Origin of the sequence: Oceanimonas sp. AH20CE76 (assembly GCF_039654065.1) — a bacterium.
Taxonomy (GTDB): Bacteria; Pseudomonadota; Gammaproteobacteria; order Enterobacterales; family Aeromonadaceae; genus Oceanimonas; species Oceanimonas smirnovii.
Map to the genome: position 1 here is coordinate 2,638,069 of NZ_CP155481.1, position 13,966 is coordinate 2,652,034.

13 protein-coding genes are annotated in these 13,966 nt (G+C 56.7%); 5 read left to right on the forward strand and 8 right to left on the reverse strand.

Going from position 1 to position 13,966, the window contains the following annotated elements:
* Positions 1–160: 160 nt before the first annotated feature.
* Together rsd and N2M06_RS12910 are read left to right on the forward strand one after the other, a co-directional pair.
* The gene (rsd, locus tag N2M06_RS12905; RefSeq protein ID WP_019935240.1) at positions 161–643 is read left to right on the forward strand and encodes a sigma D regulator; all 483 of its coding nucleotides are present in this window, start codon (positions 161–163) and stop codon (positions 641–643) included.
* Positions 644–653: 10 nt separating this feature from the next.
* Positions 654–1,019 (forward strand): PilZ domain-containing protein, encoded by a 366-nt coding sequence (locus tag N2M06_RS12910; protein ID WP_346350958.1) that lies wholly within the window; start codon positions 654–656, stop codon positions 1,017–1,019.
* Positions 1,020–1,056: 37 nt separating this feature from the next.
* Here N2M06_RS12910 and radA read toward each other — a convergent pair whose 3' ends face one another.
* The gene (radA, locus tag N2M06_RS12915; RefSeq protein WP_346350959.1) at positions 1,057–2,427 is read right to left on the reverse strand and encodes a DNA repair protein RadA; all 1,371 of its coding nucleotides are present in this window, start codon (positions 2,425–2,427) and stop codon (positions 1,057–1,059) included.
* Between the two features lie 71 nt (positions 2,428–2,498).
* On the opposite strand from radA, the gene N2M06_RS12920 reads away from it, so the two are divergent.
* Complete coding sequence (locus tag N2M06_RS12920) at positions 2,499–4,778, forward strand: PilZ domain-containing protein (RefSeq protein ID WP_346350960.1); 2,280 nt, start codon at positions 2,499–2,501, stop codon at positions 4,776–4,778.
* On the opposite strand, the gene serB is transcribed toward N2M06_RS12920, so the two are convergent.
* Positions 4,738–5,721 carry a phosphoserine phosphatase SerB gene (gene serB, locus N2M06_RS12925; RefSeq protein ID WP_346352182.1) on the reverse strand — a complete coding sequence of 328 codons (984 nt, stop codon included), beginning with the start codon at positions 5,719–5,721 and terminating at the stop codon, positions 4,738–4,740. The two genes, N2M06_RS12920 and serB, sit on opposite strands and share 41 nt — an antisense overlap.
* 81 nt (positions 5,722–5,802) lie before the next feature.
* Here serB and N2M06_RS12930 point away from each other — a divergent pair, with 81 nt between their 5' ends.
* Positions 5,803–6,333, forward strand: coding sequence for a hypothetical protein (locus N2M06_RS12930; protein ID WP_346350961.1), 531 nt, complete (start codon positions 5,803–5,805; stop codon positions 6,331–6,333).
* On the opposite strand, the gene deoD is transcribed toward N2M06_RS12930, so the two are convergent.
* The 6 genes from deoD to prfC form a co-directional block, all read right to left on the reverse strand.
* Positions 6,319–7,032, reverse strand: coding sequence for a purine-nucleoside phosphorylase (gene deoD / locus N2M06_RS12935; protein ID WP_019935234.1), 714 nt, complete (start codon positions 7,030–7,032; stop codon positions 6,319–6,321). The genes N2M06_RS12930 and deoD overlap by 15 nt on opposite strands.
* 28 nt (positions 7,033–7,060) lie before the next feature.
* The gene (locus N2M06_RS12940; RefSeq protein ID WP_317075832.1) at positions 7,061–8,278 is read right to left on the reverse strand and encodes a phosphopentomutase; all 1,218 of its coding nucleotides are present in this window, start codon (positions 8,276–8,278) and stop codon (positions 7,061–7,063) included.
* Positions 8,279–8,316: 38 nt separating this feature from the next.
* Positions 8,317–9,090, reverse strand: a complete 774-nt coding sequence (gene deoC, locus N2M06_RS12945) for a deoxyribose-phosphate aldolase (protein WP_346350962.1) — start codon at positions 9,088–9,090, stop codon at positions 8,317–8,319.
* Between the two features lie 24 nt (positions 9,091–9,114).
* Positions 9,115–10,398, reverse strand: coding sequence for a NupC/NupG family nucleoside CNT transporter (locus N2M06_RS12950; protein WP_019935231.1), 1,284 nt, complete (start codon positions 10,396–10,398; stop codon positions 9,115–9,117).
* Between the two features lie 104 nt (positions 10,399–10,502).
* Complete coding sequence (locus N2M06_RS12955) at positions 10,503–11,267, reverse strand: TatD family hydrolase (protein ID WP_317075830.1); 765 nt, start codon at positions 11,265–11,267, stop codon at positions 10,503–10,505.
* Positions 11,268–11,443: 176 nt separating this feature from the next.
* Entirely contained in the window at positions 11,444–13,033 is a 1,590-nt protein-coding gene (prfC, locus tag N2M06_RS12960; RefSeq protein ID WP_346350963.1) for a peptide chain release factor 3, read from the reverse strand.
* A 195-nt stretch (positions 13,034–13,228) separates the two neighbouring features.
* Between prfC and N2M06_RS12965 the strand changes: the two genes are divergently transcribed.
* Entirely contained in the window at positions 13,229–13,789 is a 561-nt protein-coding gene (locus N2M06_RS12965; protein WP_019935228.1) for a tRNA-uridine aminocarboxypropyltransferase, read from the forward strand.
* Positions 13,790–13,966: the final 177 nt, after the last annotated feature.

Sequence of the window (13,966 nt, forward strand, 5' to 3'; positions counted from 1 at the left end):
TGACAAAATTTGGCCGCATTGTACCATCACCGCACAGGAACGCGAAAAAGCCGGCTCTGGCTCCCGCTCCGGTTACAAATTCACCACTGGCTATTGACCCCGGCATCACTTTTCATTAGTTATAGAAGCTGAGCCCATCAGGCAGCCCACGGAGGGAACCATGCTCGGGAAACTGGAACAAACCAAAGCCAGGCTTGGCGGAATACACAAGGCACTGGACACCTTTCTGAATGCACGTCAGCAATTACTCGTTGAATATATTCGCCTCTCTACCAACAAGAAAACGCTGCCCGCCAATGAAGAGCTGCATGAGTTCTGTGGTCAGCTGGTAGATTATGTGTCTGCCGGTCATTTTGAAGTCTATGACCACGTGCTTGCCGCCTATGAAGCTTCAACGGGTAACGCCCGTGTGCTGGCAGAGCGCATTTATCCGCGTATTAAACGTAATACAGATGAAGCACTCAACTTTCATGACAAGTACCACGAGGCCGATGACGAGGTCATGATGGAGCTTGATCAGGATTTAAACCGGCTTGGTGAGGTACTGGAAGAGCGTTTCTCTCTGGAAGATCGCCTTGTTACGGCCATTCGTCTTGCCGATCACCTGGATACCAGCGAACCCGCTTCCGGTGAACCGGCCTGAAGGAGCCGTTATGAGTGAACGCAGAGCATTCAGCCGCATTGAGTTTAACGCCAGCGCCTTGCTGATCGACCCCGACGGTCATCCCTTTCCTGCAGAGGTAAGAGATATTTCCCTGCACGGCGCTCTGCTGACGCTCAGTGTGCTTTGGCAAAGTGACGACGACAGCGAGCTGACCCTGCAGCTTATGCTCGATGATGGCAGCCAGATCACCATGCACGGATACCAGCGTCATCATGAAAATCATCTGCTGGGACTGGAATGTAAACAACTGGATCTGGACAGTGCCACTCGCTTGCGCCGGCTGGTAGAGCTCAATCTGGGCAACGAGCAGTTACTGCACCGCCAGTTTGAACAGTTGCTGGCAGAAGACCAATAAGGCACGCCGGCCTGACGCCGGCGCGCAGCCCCGGCAATTACAGTGCTTCCAGCGCCTCTTCCAGTTTTTTAACGGCGATCACTTCCATACCTTCCGGAGCCTGCTTGGGCCGGTTGGCCCAAGGTACAATGGCGCGGGTAAAGCCGTGCTTGGCAGCTTCCATCAGCCGCTCCTGCCCCGATGGCACAGGACGAATTTCTCCTGACAGCCCTACTTCGCCAAACACTACCAGCTCTTTAGGTAACGCCTTGTCACGAAAGCTTGATACCAGCGCCAGCAACAATGCCAGATCTGCACTGGTGTCTTCTACCCGCACGCCACCCACCACATTAACAAACACATCCTGATCCGCCATCTGCATACCGCCATGACGGTGCAGCACCGCCAGCAACAGGGCCAGCCGGTTATGCTCCAGGCCCACGGTTACCCGGCGCGGATTAGCCAGCTGGGAATAGTCTACCAGCGCCTGCAGCTCTACCAGCAGGGGACGGGTACCTTCCCAGATCACCATCACCACAGAGCCATTAACGTTTTCCTCGCCCCGGCTGAGGAAAATGGCAGAAGGATTGCTCACTTCTTTCATGCCGGTTTCGGTCATGGCGAATACCCCCAGCTCGTTGACCGCGCCAAAGCGGTTTTTATGGCTGCGCAGGGTACGAAAGCGGCTGTCGGCAGCACCATCGAGCAGTACCGAGCAGTCAATGCAATGTTCCAGCACCTTGGGGCCGGCGAGAGTGCCGTCTTTGGTCACATGCCCCACCATCAGGATCACCACCCCCTGCTGCTTGGCAAAACGGGTCAGCTGAGCGGCCGCTTCCCGCACCTGACTGACCGAGCCCGGGGCCGACTGCACATCCGCCACATGCATCACCTGAATCGAGTCGATCACCATGACCGCCGGCTTTTCTTCCCGGGCCACATGGCAAATTTGCTCCACACTGGTTTCCGACAGCATGCGCAGCTGATCCCGGGGCAGATTAAGCCGCTGAGCTCGCATGGCTACCTGCTGCAATGACTCCTCGCCGGTAACATAAAGCGTTTTCATACGTCCGGCCAGACCACACATTACCTGCAGCAGCAAGGTACTTTTGCCCGCCCCCGGGTTGCCACCAATCAGAATGGCAGAGCCCGGCACCAGACCGCCGCCCAGCACCCGGTCCAGCTCGCGAAAACCGCTGTCAATGCGGGGAATTTCGGTCATGGCAATTTCGTTCAGGGTCTGCACCTTGCTTTCCTGCACGCCGGCATAACCGGAAAAACGGGCATTGCGGCTTGCAGAAGATGTGGCCGGGGCCAGCCGGATTTCGCTGACGGTATTCCACTCTTTACATTCAGAGCACTGTCCCTGCCAGCGGGGAAATTCGGCACCACACTCGCCACAGACGAAAGCGGTTTTAGACTTGGCCATGCTGCCTCACTCATTAATTAACAAGCTGTTATACTGGCTTAAGTTTTTCGCTCACTCAAGCCTGTACTGATATGGACTTCAGCCCTTATAAAGCCTTGCTAAACCGTCTTATCCCGCTAAGTTATCAGCAGGACACAGAGACCCTGCTGGCAGGCTTATTACCCGATGCTGATGCTCAAACCCGCTACCAGCTGGCCGCTGAAATCAACCGGCTGAAAGCGCCCTGCCTGCGTGTGCTGGATTTACAGCAGCTGTTTCCGGAACAATGCCGCCAGGTATTTCATCGTGGCCTTAACCATATGCTTCCCCCCAAACTGGAGCAGCGTTTTATGCAGCTGCTGGGGCAATATAACGGTGATTATACCCGGGGCCTCTACGAAACCTTGTTGGCTGATCTGGCTGCCATGCGCAAACAACCGGCGTTGTTTAATGCCACTCCCTGGCATCAGCCCGGTTTCGGCACCCGGCGCAAAGAGCCAAGGGTGCAGTTTGTTACTCCGGCTGAGCTGCATCTTGAAGATGGCCATATTCAGGTCAATACCCTGGATATTTCAGTCAGTGGCATCATGCTGACGGTGCCCCCCGGATTGATCCTGCCCCAAAAAGTATCCGTATCTTTTCCTGCGCTTGCCGAGCTGCCGGAATTTGCCTGTCTGGCTGAGCCAAAGTGCTTTCAGCTGACACAGCTGCCTGTCTCAGCCAAAGAACAGGAAAAAACGCAGCGCCAGGAACGGGCTGCGCTGCAGCGCATAGAGCCGGACTCCGCCTGGCAAGAGGCGCTGTCATTGTTTATCGAACAAAACCGGGCACGTTACGGACAGAATGCCGAAGATCTGTATAGTACAGCGCTGGCGCAGTGCTGGGGGCAGACGCTGCTGGAGTCCGGGCTGGGGCAGTCATTATTTTTTGATGAGCAGGGCGAATTACAGGAAATACTGTGTAACCGCTTCGGTAAAAAACTGCTGGAATACTGGTGTCACGAGCAGGCAGGTGATTTGTTGCCGGTCTTGCTGCCTCCCGAACGAATTCTTGCCATGGCAGCGCGCCAGCATGAGCCTGTGTTCCTGTATGGTTTTAAACTGAAGGGTAAAAAGGACAGCTATTATTTTGCTGCCGAGCAAAGTCAGTTGTTGCAAAAGCAGTTGCTACAACAGTTTATCTGCGAAGGCCAACGTGCAGGTACCCTGCAGCTTTATCATCTGAGCATTCGGCCCGTACTGTTTACTGATCAGATCACCGAAAACCTGGATCTGCTGGGCAAGGAGCGGCTTTCACCACTCAAATGGCAATTATGGTTAACACCCTTGCCGGCACCGGAGCCCCGAACACTGCTTCCGGCAAATGGCCGTTTGCTGCTGCCCTGGCTGCTGACATCACCGGCAAAACAAATAACCCCCGTGTTATTGCGTCAGTCACCAGCCCGCAAGGAAACCCGGTTTCGTTTTGAAACGCCGGTAGAATTACTGCTGGACGACAAGCCATTACACGGTGCCAGTGAAGATATTTCCGTCGCAGGCATGAAACTGATGCTGCCGCAGCCGGTTGAGCTGACCTTGCCGGCCACTGTTCACATCAGCCTGCCGGAGCTGAACAAACTCAGCCCGGACTGGAACCTGAAAAAGTTACCCTACCGGGTAGTCAATATCAGCCAGGGCGGTAAGGTGATGCATCTGCATGCCATTCAAGGGGCTAAAGGCCACGGTGGCAGCCGTTTTTTCAGTGCACTGCTGAACCAGAACCAGGACAAGCTGCGGGCAAGAGCCGAAGGAAGCCAGCAACCCGCCTGGATGAGATGGCTGATCCGGCAGGCATTGCAGCAGCTGTCCGGACCGGCCTTTTTACTGGGCCGCAACGATGGAGGGTTTTACGTACAGGGCAGCCTGGCAAGTCCGGTGCGGCAGCGGCTGATGACCATGCTCACCGACGATAAAAGGCTGGCGCAGCTGGGATTGCTGATTACTCGTCAGCTGCTGCAATCCATGGCAAGTGCATTGCAACGGCCAGATGGCAAAAGCCATCTGGTAACCGAGTTATGGATAACAGAAAAAGCAGATCAGACTTCACTCTTGCAGGTTAACCCGGCCGCAGAGCAGCAGCAGCAACTGATGGCAGGCCAGGACAGAGTCACTGTGTGTCTTGCTGCAGTGAACCGGTTGCAATTACGTCAGCTGACGTTAAATGTACCGGAATGGAATCAGCTGGCTGAGGTATCACTCTATAAAACCCAACTGCTGGAACAAAATCTGGCGGAGCTGGCGTTACAGTGCCAGATCTTCAACATTACCGATCTGGCACGGGCAAGAGTACAGCTTAACGGGCCCGCAGCAGCCCCAACACCCCCTCAAGACTGAGCTGGTTCAGGCATACAGGTGCCTGCTCCTGTACCAGCGGCTTGGCATGCAGGGCCACGCCCAGACCGGCTTTAGCCAGCATGTGCAGATCATTGGCACCATCGCCAATGGCCACTGTCTGGCTGAGCGCCATGCCGTGCTGCTGAGCCAGCGTTTCCAGAATACGAGCCTTGGCCTCGGCATCCACTATGTCGCCCAGCACTCTGCCGGTCAGCTTGCCGTCGACAATTTCCAGGGTATTGGCAAACACGGCATCCAGCCCCAGCAGGTGCTGCAGATGGCGGGCAAAGGGCACAAAGCCACCAGAAGCAATCGCCACTTTCCAGCCCATGGCCTTAAGACCGGTCACCAGCTCGGTCAGTCCCGGCATCAGCGGCATGCGGTCAATGACAGCATCAATAATACTGGCATCGGCACCGGCCAGTGCTGCCACCCGCCGGCGCAGGCTTTCAGAAAACGGCAGTGCCCCTTCCATCGCAGCTCGGGTCACGGCGGCTACTTCTTCACCCACACCTGCCAGCGCGGCAATTTCATCTATGCATTCAATCTGAATGGCGGTGGAGTCCATATCCATCAGCACCAGACCGGGCTGGTTACTTGACGGCAGCTCAGATACACAGGCTACATCCCAGTCGGTTGCCTGCTGCTGCAGCGCGGCCTTGAGCGCAGGAGACCAGGACGACAACCGCAGCACGGCGAGCTCACGAGTTGCCACCGTCTCTACCTTGCACAGCTCAGCGTTTACACCGGCTTCATCCAGCACCTGCAGGCTGCTGACAAATGCCTGCTTGTTCAGCTGTTCCGCCAGCAAAACCAGCCAGCCACCGGTAGCCGGCAACTGCCCTGCTATCCATTTACCCTGCTGCCAAAGATATGTTTGCTGGGCCAGCACGCCCTGCCATTGCACCACACGCTCGTGCAACTCATTTAGAAACAGTGCCACTTTTCTTCCTTTCATGACGACAAACCGGCGCTCAGGGTAGCGTATTGCTTTTTAAGCAGGCAAGAGACAATATTGGCGGTCATGAGAAAGCTTCCATCAGATTACAAACGCTGGCTCGGGCCGCTGGCAGCCTTGCTGCTGCTACTGCTGGCACTACAGCAGTGGCTGGCACTGAACCAGCTGGGCCAGCGCTGGCAGCGGCTGCCGTATCAAAACTCGGCGTCGGCCCTGGCCGACTTTGCCGAATTTCAGGCACTGCGGGCACTGACCGCCGAAGACAGCGATGCCCAGCAGCAGCTGGTCACCGAGCTCAGCCAGTCGCCTTTTGTGCTGGGGGCACGTCTGTACGACGGTGGCGGACGTCTGCTGGCCGCCGTCACCCCCAATAAAAGCAACAAGAGCCGGGATTATGTGCGTGCTATTTACCAGCAGGAGCGCATTGCCGGCTTTCTGCAACTCAATATGGCCAGTGCTGCACTGAATGATGAGCAGGTATCCATCTGGCGGCGTATATATCAGCACCTGAGCTGGCTGCTGCCCCTGACCAGCGCGCTGGGCGCTCTGCTGGTCTTTACCCTGCTCCGCCTGCGCCGGCCATCAGACTTCCAGTAACACCGACTCCAGCGCAACTTCCATCATTTGATCAAAACCGGTCTGGCGTTGGTCAGCGCTGAGTTGTTCGCCCCGCAGAATATGATCCGACACGGTACAGATGGTCAGCGCCTGAGCACCGTATTCCGCCGCCACACCATAAAGACCCGCCGCTTCCATTTCGACACCCACTATGCCGTAACGCCTGAGCAGCTCAAACAGCTCGCTCTGCGGGGTATAGAAAAGATCTGCCGAAAACAGGTTACCCACCTTGACCGGCACCCTAAGGTTATTAGCCGCCATCACTGCATTCTGAGTCAGCGCAAAGTCGGCTATGGCCGCCAGATCATGATCCATAAAGCGAGTGCGGTTCACTTTTGATTCGGTGCTGGCTCCCAGGCCAATCACCAGATCCATCAGCCTGATGTCGTCCCGTACTGCACCGCAGGAACCTACTCGAATCAGTTTTTTTACATCAAACTCGGTGATTAGTTCCTTGGCATAAATGGACACGGAAGGAATGCCCATGCCATGACCCATCACGGATACGCTTCTGCCCTTGTAGCTGCCGGTAAAGCCCAGCATATTGCGCACTCCATTCACCTGGCGCACATTGGCAAGAAAGGTATCGGCAATGTATTTGGCCCGCAGCGGATCGCCGGGCATCAGCACAGTATCGGCAAAATCGCCACGCTCAGCCTTGATATGAGGAGTCGCCATTGTCTCTTCCCGTTAACGAATAAAAAGTTCAGAGAAAGGAACGCCCGTAATTCATGGGGCTGGTTCCAAAGTAATTTGCCAGTGTCTGCCCGATATCGGCAAAGGTATCCCGCTGGCCCAGCGAACCCGGCTCAAGACCGGCACCGGTGGCCAGCACGGGAATATATTCCCGTGTATGCTCGGTGCCGGGCCAGGTGGGATCACAGCCGTGATCCGCGGTCAGGATCAGCAGATCATCAGGCGCAAGCTGGCCGAGAAGCTCGGGCAGACGACGATCAAAGGCTTCCAGCGCAGCCGCATATCCCGCCACGTTTCGTCTGTGGCCGAAGCTTGAGTCAAACTCCACAAAGTTGGTCATTATCAGGGTATTGTGGCCGGCCCGGCTCAGCTCACTCAGAGTGGCGTCAAACAAGGCATCATGGCCGCTGGCCTTGATCTTGCGGGTGATGCCGCAGTGCGCGTAAATGTCGGCGATTTTGCCGATGGACACCACCTCGCCGTTGAGCTCGTCGGTCAACTTCTGCAGCACTGTGGAAGCCGGCGGCTCAATACTGTAATCCCGGCGGTTACCGGTGCGCACAAAATCGACGGCACTCTCGCCCACAAAGGGCCGGGCAATAACCCGGCCGATGTTGTACGGCATCAGTAATTTCCGGGCAATCTCGCACAGGGCATAGAGCCGTTCCAGGCCAAAGTACTGCTCGTGGCAGGCAATCTGAAATACCGAATCGGCCGAGGTGTAGCAGATGGGTTTGCCGGTGCGCACATGCTCCTCGCCCAGCTGTTCCAGAATGGTGGTGCCCGAGGCATGGCAATTGCCGAGAATGCCCGGTAAACCAGCCTGACTGACCAGATCATTCACCAAGGATGCGGGAAAGCTGTTGTCGGTGTCGGTAAAGTAGCCCCAGTCAAACAGCACGGGCACACCGGCAATTTCCCAGTGCCCCGATGGTGTGTCCTTGCCCGACGACAGCTCGGCGGCATAGCCGTAACTGCCGGTCACTTCGGCGGGCAGCTGCACCCCTTTAGCCACTGCTCCCGTGCTGCCGGCATGGGCATGAAACAGCCCCAGCCGGGCCAGATTGGGCAAGTGAAGCGGGCCGCTGCGGCCATCATTGGCCCGGCCTTCGGCACAGGCGGCAGCAATATGCCCCAGGGTATCGGCACCGGCGTCGCCAAACTTGGCGGCATCGGGAGCGGCACCAATACCAAAAGAGTCCAGTACCAGCACAATAGCGCGTTTCATCGGGTCTCCTTCCGCCTTTACCAGCGGCATCAATCAGATCAATATCCGGCCGTTTTATTGGCGTGCTGCTCAGGTAGCTGCAACACCTTAAGCAGGTCACGCAACAGGCCGGAAGCACCAAAACGAAACCGCGCCGGCGTGGCCCATTCCGGCCCCATAATGCGCGCGGCCAGCGCCAGATAAGCCTCTGCCTGCTCCAGCGTGCGCACTCCGCCAGCAGCCTTGAAGCCGATATGACCACCCTTGTCGCGAATCACGTTAAGCATCACTTCTGCCGCTTCAGGAGTGGCATTCACCACCACCTTGCCGGTAGAAGTTTTAATAAAGTCGGCTCCACCCTCAATGGCCAGCTCACTGGCCCGCTGTATTAAGACCGGCTCGGCCAGCTCACCACTTTCAATAATCACCTTGAGCAGCCGTTCACCACAGACGGCCTTGCAGGCTTTGACCATGGCCAGGCCAATGTGCTCGTCTCCGGCCATCAGCGCCCGCCAGGGAAACACCAGATCCACCTCATCAGCCCCGTTTGCGATGGCTGTCCGGGTTTGCTGCACAGCAGCGGCAATATCACTATCACCCGCAGGAAAATTGGTCACGGTGGCCACGCGGATATGATTCGCCACTCCCAGCTCTTGCAGTGTAGTTTTGGCCAAAGGCACAAACCGCGCATACACACACAATGCCGCCGGGCTGCCGGCAGTGGTTACCGCACTGTGACACAGTGCAATGATATTCGCATCGGTATCGTCGTCATTAAGACTGGTCAGATCCATCAGGCTCAGGATGCGGATGGCGGAGTCTGCCTTGCTCATGGGGTTATCTCCTGTAACGATGTGTTAAAGCGCACCCAGTGCCAGAAAAAAACCGGCCAGGGTGGCAGACATCAGGTTGGACAGGGTACCTGCCAGCACTGCCTTCAGCCCCAGACGGGCAATATCGTGCCGCCGGCCGGGGGCCATACCACCCAGGCCGCCAAGCAGAATGGCGACCGAGGCCAGGTTGGCAAAGCCACAAAGAGCAAAGGAAATAATGGCGCGCGTATGTTCGCTCATGGCCTGTCCGGTACTTTCCAGCAGCAGATCGTCCGACAGGTACGGGGCAAAATTCACATAAGCCACAAACTCGTTCAGCACCAGTTTCTGGCCAATAAAGGAGCCCGCCAGCCGGGCTTCCTCCCAGGGCACTCCCAGCAAAAACGCCAGCGGTGAGAACAGCCAGCCCAGTAACCACTCCAGACTGAGATTTTCCATGCCAAACCAGCCGCCAATGCCGCCCAGCATGCCGTTGATCAGAGCAATCAGGCCAATAAAGGCCAGCAGCATGGCCCCCACGTTCATCGCCAGCTTCATGCCGGCGCTGGCCCCCGAGGCGGCGGCATCAATCACATTGGCAGGACGCTCATCATCTGCAGTGGCGGCGTCGGCGGCACTGTGCTCCTGTGCGACCGGTTTTTCGGTTTCCGGCAGCAACAACTTGGCAAACAGCAGACCACCGGGCGCGGCCATAAAGGAAGCAGCAATCAGGTATTCCAGCGGCACCCCCAAAGAGGCATAACCCGCCAGTACGGAGCCGGCCACCGACGCCAGACCACCGCACATGACCGCGAACAACTCCGATTCGGTCATGCGGGCAATATAGGGGCGAACCACCAGGGGGGCTTCGGTCTGCCCCACAAAGATATTGGCGGTGGCCGACAGCGATTCGGTACGCGAGGTGCCCAGCGCCTTTTGCAGCGCGCCCCCCAGCAGCCGAATAATCCATTGCATGATGCCCACGTAATAAAGTACTGCAATCAGTGACGAAAAGAAGATAATGACCGGCAGCACCCGTACCGCAAAGATAAAGCCCAGGCCGCTTTCAAAGGCAGCGTCCCCCACCAGGCCGCCAAATAAAAAGCTCATGCCGTCATTGGCATAGGCAATAATCTGGGCCACCCCATCGGATAATGACGTCAGCATTTCCCGGCCGGCAGGCACATACAGAACAAGCGCTCCCAGCCCCGCCTGAATGGCAAAGGCACCGGCCACGGTACGAAGCCGGACTGCGCTGCGGTTAGTTGAAAACAGCAGAGCAATCAGCACCAGCACCGCCATGCCCACCACACTCATGATCAGGGTCATCGCCTTCTTCCTTAAACTGAGGACCGACTCTCACAGGGTAGAGAAAAGCTGGCTATTTTCGAGCTTTATTTCAATGAAATGATGGTTTTATGAGCAAAGCCTCGTTACCACTGCAGCAATCGCGCTGCATTTTGCTCCAATGTCAGAGCCAGCTCCGGGAGCGGTTGCTGGCGAATATCCGCCAGTGCCTGCAGCACCAGCGGCAGCCTTTCCGGATGATTGGGCTGGCCCTGAAAGCCGCACAACGGCATGTCGGGAGCGTCGGTTTCCAGCACCAGAGACTCCGCTGGCATGGCAGCCATGGTATTACGGGTCTTTTGCGCCCGCTCATAGGTAATGGTGCCACCCACGCCGATATGAATACCCAGCTTCCAGAAGTTTTGTGCCTGTTGCAGCGAGCCGGCAAAGCCGTGTACCACACCGCCCACCGGCGGGTAACGACGCAGCCACTTCAGCAGCACGTCGTGGGTTTTGTGGCTGTGCATGACGACCGGCAGGCCGCGCTCGCAGGCCAGCCGGAGCTGGAATACAAAGGCGTATTCCTGCTTCTCCATGGGCACCTTGCAGGCCATATCCAGCCCGGTTTCGCCAATGGCCACACAATCGTTACCGGCGCTATTTAGCGCTGTTATCAGCTTCTGCTGCCACTGATCAGACGCCGTTTTCAGCCACCAGGGGTGCAAGCCCAGCGCATAGCGGGTGCCGGGCAACTGCCGGCACAAGCGGGGCAGTCCGGGCCACTGGGCTTCTTCCACGCCCGGGATCAGCAGCCGGTGCACACCCGCAGCCTGCGCCCGCTGCCAGTGGCCGGCCCTGTTATCGGCAAAGGCGTCAAAGTCGAAATGACAGTGAGTGTCGGTGAGTTTCATACGTTAAAACACGATATCTGCAGACTTCTTCAAGGTAGCTGTATTGTAGCTGCCACTTTAGTTGGCAGAAGGTGTGTAACACCTTTAAGGAAAAAATGACCGGAGGGGTTGCGCCGGCTAAAGCGACGCCTGATGAAATCCTGCAGCCGTCAGGCGGCTGCAGGACTTTATATGCCTTAGTGCTCCCGGGTTTTGCTGAACTGAATATCCGGATAACGTTCCTGGGTCAGGTTCAGATTCACCATGGTGGGGGCGATATAGGTGAGGTTGTCGCCGCCGTCCAAGGCCAGGTTTGCAGATACCTTACGCTGAAATTCGTCCAGTTTTTTAGCATCACTGCCATACACCCAGCGGGCGGTGGACACGTTGACAGACTCGTACAGAGCATCAACATTATATTCTGCCTTCAGGCGGGCCACCACGACATCAAACTGCAGCACCCCCACGGCACCCACAATCAGATCGTTGTTATCCAGTGGCCGGAATACCTGTACAGCACCTTCTTCCGACAACTGCACCAGTCCTTTGAGAAGCTGTTTTTGCTTGAGCGGGTCGCGCAGACGAATACGGCGGAACAGCTCAGGGGCAAAGTTAGGAATACCGGAAAACTTGAGGTCTTCACCCTGCGTAAAGGTATCACCAATCTGAATAGTGCCGTGGTTGTGCAGTCCGATGATATCGCCGGCATACGCCTCTTCCGCCCGCTCACGATCACCGGCCATAAAGGTGACTGCATCGGAAATGCTCACCTGCTTGCCGATGCGCACGTGTTTCATCTTCATGCCTTGGGTATATTTACCCGATACAATGCGCATAAAAGCGATACGGTCGCGGTGGCGAGGATCCATATTGGCCTGTATTTTGAACACAAAACCAGAGAACTTGTCGTCGTCAGCCGTCACTTCACGCTCGTGGGTCTGGCGAGGCTGAGGGGCCGGTGCCCATTGAGTCAGGCCCTGCAGCATATGATCCACACCAAAGTTGCCCAACGCAGTACCAAAAAATACCGGGCACAGTTCGCCAGCCAGGAACAGCTCCTGATCAAACTCGTTGGAAGCCCCCATCACCAGCTCCAGCTCTTCCCGCAGCTGTTCGGCCAGGCCATCGCCCACGGCTTCGTCCAGTTCAGGGTTGGACAGTCCCTTGATAATGCGTACATCCTGAATGGTATGTCCCTGACCGGACTGATATAAAATGGTCTCATCCCGGTGCAGGTGATACACCCCTTTGAACAGCTTGCCGCTGCCAATGGGCCAGGTGACCGGCGCGCACATGATATTCAGCTCGGTTTCTACTTCGTCGAGCAGCTCCATGGGATCACGAATGTCCCGGTCAAGCTTGTTCATGAACGTAATGATGGGGGTATCCCGCAACCGGGTCACCTCCATCAACTTGCGGGTTCTGTCTTCCACCCCCTTGGCAGCATCGATCACCATCAGGCAGGAATCTACTGCCGTCAGGGTGCGGTAGGTGTCTTCCGAAAAGTCTTCGTGGCCTGGGGTATCCAGCAGGTTAACCAGGCAGTCGTTGTAGGGGAACTGCATCACAGAAGTCGTGACCGAGATCCCCCGCTCCTTTTCCATCTCCATCCAGTCAGATTTGGCATGCTGGCCAGACCCCCGGCCCTTGACGGTGCCGGCACTCTGAATGGCCTGACCGTGCAGCAGCACTTTTTCGGTGATAGTGGTTTTACCGGCATCAGGGTGAGAAATAATGGCAAAAGTGCGGCGCTTGGCAATTTCCTGCGCTATGGTGCTGTTTGACATGGTGTAATCTTCTGGGTTGACACGGACCGGAGCCGGCGGCGAAAGCGCCTTAAAACATGAAATCCGCTGGGGTTATTTGAACTGTGAGTATTTTCGCCTATTCGGCGACGCTTCACAATGCATCTGATGCCGCCTCGCACTTTCTTCCCTGGTTCTGCACCGTTATGATCGGCCTTTTCTCAGTCAGGATGGTATATGTCCCGCCTTGTCTGCCCCCGCTGTGCTCTGCCGGAACGCACCTGTCTGTGTGCCGAGGTGAACGCTCAGGCCTGCCCCTTGCCGGTGGTAGTGTTGCAACATCCGCAGGAAGCCAGACACGCCAAAAGCACAGTGCCATTACTGCAGCTGGCCCTGCCCGGCCTGCAACGGATAGTCGCAGAGCGCATGCCGCCGCTCCCGGCACCGGCACAAGGGCGCTGGTGGCTGCTGTATCCGGGAGAAAATGCCGCCGATGTGGATTCACAGCCCGGCATCAGAACCGATATTGGCGGTCTGATCGTGCTCGATGGCACCTGGCGCAAAACCCGCTTGCTGCGTTACCTTAATCCCTGGCTGAATACGCTGCCACAGCTCAGTTTCAGCCGGGCCCCTGCCGGCCGTTATCTCATGCGCAAAGGGCCCGGCGGGCAAAACTTGTCTACGCTGGAAAGCGTAGCCCATGTGCTCAATGCGCTTGCCCCGGATTTTGAACCTGCTCACCTGCACCATTTACTCGCCTGCAGAGTCGCTCAGTTCAGGAGCTACCAGACCGATTGAATACCGCCCGAGAATTCATATGTAAACATAATGACCTGATTCCGGTCTCAATCTGACGTGCCGGCATAGTTGCAGCGACAAGCAGATGCGCTATGATGTCGGCCGTTTAAAGTTCACTCGTGGGTCAAATTGGTGATCTCCCTCAGGGTAAAACTTTAAACCATTGATTAGCTTTTA

What these genes read in the sequence shown, in the direction of transcription:
- rsd (WP_019935240.1), top strand. Translation starts at nt 161, where the DNA reads ATGCTCGGGAAACTGGAACAAACCAAAGCCAGGCTTGGCGGAATACAC.
- N2M06_RS12965 (WP_019935228.1), top strand. Translation starts at nt 13,229, where the DNA reads ATGTCCCGCCTTGTCTGCCCCCGCTGTGCTCTGCCGGAACGCACCTGT.
- N2M06_RS12920 (WP_346350960.1), top strand. Translation starts at nt 2,499, where the DNA reads ATGGACTTCAGCCCTTATAAAGCCTTGCTAAACCGTCTTATCCCGCTA.
- prfC (WP_346350963.1), bottom strand. Translation starts at nt 13,033, where the DNA reads ATGTCAAACAGCACCATAGCGCAGGAAATTGCCAAGCGCCGCACTTTT.
- N2M06_RS12950 (WP_019935231.1), bottom strand. Translation starts at nt 10,398, where the DNA reads ATGACCCTGATCATGAGTGTGGTGGGCATGGCGGTGCTGGTGCTGATT.
- radA (WP_346350959.1), bottom strand. Translation starts at nt 2,427, where the DNA reads ATGGCCAAGTCTAAAACCGCTTTCGTCTGTGGCGAGTGTGGTGCCGAA.
- N2M06_RS12955 (WP_317075830.1), bottom strand. Translation starts at nt 11,267, where the DNA reads ATGAAACTCACCGACACTCACTGTCATTTCGACTTTGACGCCTTTGCC.
- N2M06_RS12930 (WP_346350961.1), top strand. Translation starts at nt 5,803, where the DNA reads ATGAGAAAGCTTCCATCAGATTACAAACGCTGGCTCGGGCCGCTGGCA.
- deoC (WP_346350962.1), bottom strand. Translation starts at nt 9,090, where the DNA reads ATGAGCAAGGCAGACTCCGCCATCCGCATCCTGAGCCTGATGGATCTG.
- N2M06_RS12910 (WP_346350958.1), top strand. Translation starts at nt 654, where the DNA reads ATGAGTGAACGCAGAGCATTCAGCCGCATTGAGTTTAACGCCAGCGCC.
- deoD (WP_019935234.1), bottom strand. Translation starts at nt 7,032, where the DNA reads ATGGCGACTCCTCATATCAAGGCTGAGCGTGGCGATTTTGCCGATACT.
- N2M06_RS12940 (WP_317075832.1), bottom strand. Translation starts at nt 8,278, where the DNA reads ATGAAACGCGCTATTGTGCTGGTACTGGACTCTTTTGGTATTGGTGCC.